Consider the following 6,785-nt stretch of genomic DNA (forward strand, 5'->3'; position numbering starts at 1 on the left):
CGGGGAAGATTTTTTTTCTTTTTCTTTTTGGTCGGATTTCATTTATCTTATCTGTCTGTTTTTGTATCGCTGTTTAGCGGGGATCCCCGGCCTGGCAGGACACAATCCGCCCGTCCTTCATCACCGGCACGGTGCTGCTGGCATCGGGCTGGGTGAAGCGCCGAAGGCACATAACCGGATACTCTGTTTTACGCGACGTCAGGGCAAAATGAATAAACAGGAACCTGGATGGTTTTTTTAGGTTTCCTCTGCTCATGAAAGGTATGATCAATTGCCTTGGCTACATCCGGCTTTAGAACTTTTTCTCCGCATTGAGTACAGACGCCCATTGGAACGTTTTCAAAGATGAATAAACGCCCCTGCCATCTAACTTCCCGGGGCATAAGCCGTTCTTTTACTGAACCGCCGCAATAAAAGCAATCGCTATATTTCTTTACCATAGATAACTCCTTCTTTTATCGATTTCTCGTGCATGGATCCCGCCATTTTGGAGTGGTTGGAATATAGACCGTAATGAGAATCAGATGTCCCGAAGGATTCCTGCCGCAAACAACATGAACGGCTATTCCTTCAAGCGTGAATCCTGTCGCTAAACAACTCTCCCCGCGTGGATCATCCTGATATTGCTCTATGACTACACAATTTGATAATGCGAACTCCAATTGCGAGACAGTTAAACCATCTGCGATGCGTTCATCATCCGCATGAAGTGATATTTCGTAGTTCTGCTTCTCAATTTCAGTACGAATGAAATCTGACGTGATGCGCATATAAATCTATCCTGTCTCCGCCTAATTCACCACTATCCGCCCGTCCTTCATCACCGGCACGGTGCTGCTGGCATCGGGCTGGGTGGCATACTCTATGTCAGTCAGGTAACCCAGGCCGGCCAGGTAACTGCCGTGGTCGCTTTCTTTGACGGCCTTGGTCAGGTGGCCCTTGTGCTTTTCGTAGATGTCCCGGGCCACCCGGGCGCCATCGTTGATCTCGGCCTCGGGGGATTGGTCTTTGATCAGTTTGGTCAGATATCCTGCGCAGAGCAGGTCCTCCAGCGAGACCCGGCCCTGCTTGCCGGAGCATAAAAGGACTATCTCGGCCTGGGATTCGGTCAGCACCGGGACCAGGGCCTTGGCGTTTATCAGGCAGCCTACCGCTATCAGCGCCGCCCCCTTGGCCCGGGCCACGGCCACCGTTCCGTTGGTGGTGGCCATCAGCAGGCTTTTGCCCTTGACGTTCTCCGGGGTGAATTCCAGGGGGGAATTGCCCAGATCAAAGCCGTTGATCTTATTGCCGTCCCGCTCGCCGCACAGGACCACGGTCTCCCGGCCCATGGTCTCGGCCAGCCGGGTGGCCTCCTCGATGCTGGCCAGGGGGATGATCTCCTTGGCCCCGGCCTCCAGCGCCGCCACCATGGAAGTGGAGGCCCGCAGCACGTCTATCACCGCCACCGTCTTGCCGGCCAAGCCCTGCTCCGGCAGTTCGGCCGGAACAATTACCACGTCAATTTTAATGCTCAAATCTTACTTTCTGGACGTTGTGTCAAATGAATCCCACCCCCGGGAATCGGAGGCGTTCTCGATGCCCCTTAACCGGAGCTTGAATTCGTCAGGGTTGGTCACGCTCTGCAGGGCGGTCTCGTAGGAGATCATCCCGTCGCGGTAATGCTTCATGATGGACTGGTCAAAGGACTGCATGCCGTACTGGGTGTTGCCCTCGGAGATCAGCTGGGGGATCATCAGGGTCTTGACCGGATCCAGCAGGTGCTCCCTGACCGTGGCGGTGTTGATCATCACTTCCACCGCCGGCACCCGGCCCTTGCCGTCGGCCCGGGGCAGCAGGCGCAGGCTGACCACGCCTATCAGAGTGGCTGCTAAAAGGACCCGGACATGCTCGTGCTGGTGGGGCGGAAAGAAGGAGATCACCCGGTTGATGGTCTCCGAGGCGTTCAGGGTGTGAAGGGTGCTCATCACCATGTGGCCGGTGTCGGCGGCCTGGAGCGAGGTGCCCAGGGTGGTCTTGTCCCGGATCTCCCCGATCAGGATCACATCCGGGTCCTGGCGCAGCACGTGTTTTAAGGCGGCGGCAAAGGACAGGGTGTCGGTGCCCACCTCCCGCTGGCTGATGATGGATTTCTTGTCGCGGAACAGGAATTCTATCGGGTCCTCCACCGTGATGATGTTCCGGCTCTCGGTCTCGTTGACATGCTCTATCATGGCGGCCATGGTGGTGGATTTGCCGGAGCCGGTGGTTCCGGTCACCAGCAGCATCCCCCGGTGGCTGGTGGCCAGTTCCTTGATGATGGGCGGCAGAGCCAGCTCGTCGATCTTCTTGACCGAGACCGGAATGGCCCTCAGGGCCAGGGCCACGCTGCCGCGCTGCATGTAGACGTTCACCCGGAATCTTCCCAGCCCGGCCACCCCGATGGCAAAGTCCAGCTCCTTCTCCTCGGCAAATATCTGCTGCTGGTCCTTGGGCATCAGCTGCAGGGCTACCTGCCTCAGTTCTTCCGGGGACAGCGGGGCTTCATTCAGGGGTTTCAAGGTCCCGTCCACCCTGAAGACCGGAGGCATTCCCGCCTTTAAGTGGAGATCGGAGGAATTTTCCTTGACCATCCGCTCCAGGGTTTGTTTTAGATCCATTTTAGGCCCTCTCTAAATACTTTCCGGTTCTGGTGTCTATCTTAAGCAGGTCGTTTTCGTTTATGAACAGCGGCACCTGGACCACCAGCCCGCTCTCCAATGTGGCCGGCTTGGTGACCGAGGAAGCGGTATCCCCCTTGAAGCCCGGCTCGGAGTGGGCCACCTTCAGGAGGACGAAGGTCGGGATCTCTATCCCGATCACGGCTTCCCCGTGCAGCAGCACCTGGATCTCGGTGTTCTCCTTCAAAAAGTCCTTGATATCCTTAAACATTTCCCCGGGCAGGCTGATCTGTTCGTAGGTCTCGCTGTCCATCAGCATGTACATGTCGTCGCTGTTATACAGGTACTGCATCTTGCGGCGCTCCAGCCTGACCTCGGTGATTGATTCCCCGGAGCGGAAGGTCCGCTCGATCACCGCGCCGGTCTTGACGTTCTTCAGTTTGGTGCGGACAAAAGCCCCGCCCTTGCCCGGCTTGACGTGCTGGAATTCCACCGTGTAAAAAAGCTGTCCCTCGTAGTTCAGGACCATCCCGTTTCTAAGATCCGCAGTGCTGGCCAATTTCTCCTCCTAACAGTTTGGGTATATTATTTGATGATGTAACTCTTCCGCCACAAAGACACTAAGTCACCAAGTTTATACAATAAATCGTTTAATACCATTTCTGATGACTGACACATTAAAATTGATAAGAAATCCTAGGCGTTTACCAGTCAGTTTTAAATGGCTGAGCAATTGTGCTTCCCAGACTGGATTCATCTCATCTACGGCCTTCAATTCACAGATGATGCTATTTTCAACCAGGACATCTAAACATAGTCCTTCATCAAAGGTGATACCGTCATAAACAATCGGTACATCAACTTGCCTTTGGTACCTTAAGCCCCTTTTAGACAATTCATGACAAAAGCATATCTCGTATATTTTTTCCAGTAACCCCGGACCCAGTTTTTTATGCACTGCATATGCGGCATCTACGATTTTCTTTGCCTGCTCTTCTTCTATTGTTGGCAGTGGTTGATAATTCATGATTTTCGTGTCTTAGTGTCTTTGTGGCAAAGCAACTACTTGATGACTATCAGTTCCTTGGGTGAATTGCTAAGTATCCGGCAGCCCGTGGCGGTGACCACCACCAGATCCTCGATCCGCACCCCGCCCCAGCCAGGCAGATAGACCCCCGGCTCCACCGTCACCACCGAATTCACCGGCAGCAGGTTCTCGGATTTGCTGCCCACTCCCGGAGCCTCGTGCACTTCCAGGCCCACCCCGTGGCCCAGCCCGTGTCCGAAGTACTTGGCATAGCCGGCCGCATTGATCACTGCACGGGCGGCGGCATCGGCCTCCCTGCCCTTGACCCCGGCCCTGACGGCCTTCAACCCGGCCAGCTGCGACCTGAGCACGGTATCGTAGACCTTCAAGTGTTTGGGGCTTGGTTCTCCCACGCAGACCGTCCGGGTCATGTCGGAGTGGTAGCCCCGGTAGACGGCCCCGAAATCAAAGACGATGAAATCCCCCTTCCGGATCTTCCGGTCCGAAGGCTGGGCATGGGGCAGGGCGCTGTTGGGCCCCGAGCCGACTATGGTGTCGAACGAGGGTGCGCTGGCCCCCAGGGTCTTCATGATGGATTCCAGCTTGAAGGCTATCTCCAGCTCGGTCATTCCCGGCCTTATCCCCCTGACTATCCTGGAAAAGGACTTATCCGCTATGGCGGCGGCCCGGGCAATGTTTTTTATTTCGTCCGGAACCTTCACCTTGCGAAGCTCTTCAGTCAGGCCGGATAAAGGCAGAAGTTTTTTGGCCTTCAGTTCTTTTTGCAGTAATTCGTATTGGTAGTATTTCAGATCGTTCTTTTCAAAGCCGACCTTCCTGGCTTTTTTGAAATCGGGATTCAGGAACAATTCCTCCCAAAGGCCCTTCTTGATGATGATGCACCTGGCCCCCTTCACTTCGCGCTTGACCTGCTCCTGATAACGGAAATCGGTAAAGAACACCGACTCCTTCTGGGATATCCACAACAGCCCGGAACTTCCGGTGTATCCGGCCAGATACCTGATGTTTATCAGGTTGGTAATGATGATGCCGTCGGCCTTGTTTAAGGCCAGGGCTTTTCTGATGCCGGTTATTCTTTGACGATGGATATCTGGCATAACTACTCCGGGGTTTAGAGTGAAATGGATTGATTTTTTCTTCCGGGCGTCCCTTAAAGGCATACCGCCCTGAGGCGGTATGCAAAAGTGAATGCCAATTGTACGGGCGGCGCCTCTGTTATTTTTGCAGCGAAGACAGCCAGGATTGGAAACTGCTGACGGTGTTCTCGCCCTCGGCTTTTTTCCCGGCCTCCGCCTCCGGTTTGGGCGGTTCGGCGGCAGCCGGCTGGTCTGACGGAGCCTTGGGGGCGTCCGAGAACAAGGCAGAAAAATCCACCGCCGCTTCCTTGACTGGCTCGGGTACCGGCTGGGGTTCGGGGGCTACAGGTATTTCAGTTTTTCCTGCAGGAATTTCCGGCGCTGGCTTGGAAGGCGGCTCTGGTAAAAAGGCCTTGGTCGAAATATCTTCTTGTTCTATGGGCTTTGGTTCGGCAACCTTTGCCTCCGGCTGGTCAAACATTCCGCCGAAAATATCCACCGTCGGCGGAGCTTCAGGCAACGAAGAGGCGGCGGTTTCCTGAACCGGTTCTTTCTTCGCTTCAGGCACAGTAGCAGTGATCTCCGGTGCGGCCGGTTCTTCCCGGGCTGGAGGCTCTGGCTCTTTTTTCTCTTCGGCTGTCCCTTCCGGTTTTTCTTCGGGGTAGGCTTTTTCCAGCAGTTCGTCCATCCGGGCCTTGTAATCATCGTTTCCCGGCTCGGCGGAGATCATTTCCCGGTAGACCTCTACAGCTTTTTCATAGAACCCCTGCTGGACGTATATCTCGGCTAAAGTCACTGTGGCCGCCGACTTTTCTTCAGCCTTGGTCTCCGGCTCTTCGGACTTGGCCGGTTCCGGCTCGGGCTTGGTTTCCGTCAGGGCATTGGGGAACAATATGGGCTCGGTGGAGACCGGGATTTCTACTTTGACCGGATCTTCGGGTTCGGTTTCCTTTTGCGGAACCGCCTCGACCGGTTTTGTCTCAGGCTCATCCGGCTTGACCGGTTCAGCCTCTGGAATGGCTTCCGCCAAAACATCCGGGAATGGTATTGGTTCCGGAACAACGGCTACTTCTTCCTTGGCCGGTTCTTCGGATTTTAGTTCCACTGGTTTTTCTTCCGCCGCCATTGCCGGCTCTTCCTTGACCGGTTCCGGCACAACCTCCTCGCGGGCTATCTCCAAAACCGGAACAGCCTCCGGGACCGGTTCCGGCTCCGGCGCAACCTGGGGCTTTTCCTCCTGCCGGGCCTTTAGGGAGGCCACCTTTTCGGTCAGGTCGGGATCGCCGGGTTCCAGGTCCAGCACCATCTGGTAAAACTTTACCGCCTCGGCGAACATGTTCTGTTTTTCGTAAGTGCCGGCCAGCAGCTTATATCCCACTAAGTTCTGGGGATCGCTTTTGATGGTGGCCTCGAACTCCTCCCGGGCCAATGCGTACATCTGTTTTTCCAGATAGCATCGGCCGAGGATCAGGTGGGCGGTGGCATAGGCCGGATGATGTTCCATCCCCTTTTTGGCAGTCTCGATGGCCTCGTCGGTCATGCCGGCCTTGCGGTAGGCGTCGGCCAGCTGGGCAAAGACCCGCGACTTTGGGTCGGCCACCAGTTTTTGGGTAAACTGTTCGATCTCCGGCGGCAATTTTAAATTTTCATTGGCCATTTGGCTTCTCCATGAAAAATGAGTGTGTTTTAGCAATAGCAAAACAAGCCTGCCTACCATAGCCTCTTAAAAGGCCGGCTAAGTATCGGCGAAGGCAGGCCTGAATTGTCATAACTTTAAGCAATTAGACTAAGTTATATTATATTCTGAAGCGTTGTATTTGTCAATAGAAAATAGAGGTTTAAATGACTTTGGGGCCCGCAAATAAGTTGTTTTTTATGTTCCAGCCCTTTAAAAAGGACAAAAAGTGACTTTGTTCTTCCCCGGAAAAACCAACATTCATTTCTTTGTATTTAGAAGCGGAATGTTTTTAGCATAGGGCGGCTTTACCACCCCTTTCTCAGTTACAAACGCCGTCACCAAGC

General features: G+C 54.5%; 8 protein-coding genes. All 8 read right to left on the reverse strand.

The features are described 5' to 3' along the window. Positions 1 to 188: 188 nt before the first annotated feature. Positions 189 to 440 carry a YgiT-type zinc finger protein gene (locus tag Q7U71_06890; GenBank protein ID MDO9391482.1) on the reverse strand — a complete coding sequence of 84 codons (252 nt, stop codon included), beginning with the start codon at positions 438 to 440 and terminating at the stop codon, positions 189 to 191. A 15-nt stretch (positions 441 to 455) separates the two neighbouring features. Further along, a complete protein-coding gene (locus tag Q7U71_06895; protein MDO9391483.1) occupies positions 456 to 770 on the reverse strand; it encodes a DUF4258 domain-containing protein in 315 nt (104 codons plus the stop codon). A 21-nt stretch (positions 771 to 791) separates the two neighbouring features. Continuing rightward, on the reverse strand, positions 792 to 1,517 hold the full coding sequence (locus Q7U71_06900) for a 2-phosphosulfolactate phosphatase (GenBank protein ID MDO9391484.1): 726 nt from the start codon (positions 1,515 to 1,517) through the stop codon (positions 792 to 794). Positions 1,518 to 1,520: 3 nt separating this feature from the next. Further along, complete coding sequence (locus Q7U71_06905; protein ID MDO9391485.1) at positions 1,521 to 2,639, reverse strand: type IV pilus twitching motility protein PilT; 1,119 nt, start codon at positions 2,637 to 2,639, stop codon at positions 1,521 to 1,523. 1 nt (position 2,640) lies between these two features. Further along, positions 2,641 to 3,198 (reverse strand): elongation factor P, encoded by a 558-nt coding sequence (gene efp / locus Q7U71_06910; GenBank protein ID MDO9391486.1) that lies wholly within the window; start codon positions 3,196 to 3,198, stop codon positions 2,641 to 2,643. A 75-nt stretch (positions 3,199 to 3,273) separates the two neighbouring features. After that, positions 3,274 to 3,666 carry a GxxExxY protein gene (locus Q7U71_06915; protein ID MDO9391487.1) on the reverse strand — a complete coding sequence of 131 codons (393 nt, stop codon included), beginning with the start codon at positions 3,664 to 3,666 and terminating at the stop codon, positions 3,274 to 3,276. A 35-nt stretch (positions 3,667 to 3,701) separates the two neighbouring features. Further along, positions 3,702 to 4,784, reverse strand: coding sequence for a Xaa-Pro peptidase family protein (locus Q7U71_06920; GenBank protein MDO9391488.1), 1,083 nt, complete (start codon positions 4,782 to 4,784; stop codon positions 3,702 to 3,704). Positions 4,785 to 4,902: 118 nt separating this feature from the next. Beyond that, the gene (locus Q7U71_06925; GenBank protein ID MDO9391489.1) at positions 4,903 to 6,420 is read right to left on the reverse strand and encodes a tetratricopeptide repeat protein; all 1,518 of its coding nucleotides are present in this window, start codon (positions 6,418 to 6,420) and stop codon (positions 4,903 to 4,905) included. Positions 6,421 to 6,785 lie beyond the last annotated feature (365 nt).

Source organism: bacterium (assembly GCA_030655055.1).
Classification (GTDB): Bacteria; Edwardsbacteria; AC1; order AC1; family EtOH8; genus UBA5202.